The organism is Shewanella sp. P1-14-1, from assembly GCF_001401775.1.
GTDB lineage: Bacteria > Pseudomonadota > Gammaproteobacteria > Enterobacterales > Shewanellaceae > Shewanella > Shewanella japonica.
Map to the genome: position 1 here is coordinate 1 of NZ_LKTL01000139.1, position 219 is coordinate 219.

Here is a 219-nt window from a genome sequence, read left to right on the forward strand (position 1 = left end):
AGCCAAATTAGTTTTTAGCATTCATGGTGTTGATGAATGCGGTAAAGCTAAACTAAAGCAAACAGTTAAAAGAAACAAGCTGTTAGAGACAATCGCTAACATTCCACCTTGTATTATCGGGATGGAAGCTTGTTCTGGTGCTCACTACTGGGCAAGGGAATTTACAAAATACGGCCACGACGTACGTATCATGGCATCTAAGTTTGTTATTCCTTACCG

General features: G+C 40.2%; 1 pseudogene. It reads left to right on the forward strand.

Features of this window, described 5'->3' with window-relative positions:
• Window positions 1-219 (forward strand): annotated as a pseudogene (locus tag AN944_RS21275) (IS110 family transposase); the annotation flags it as partial.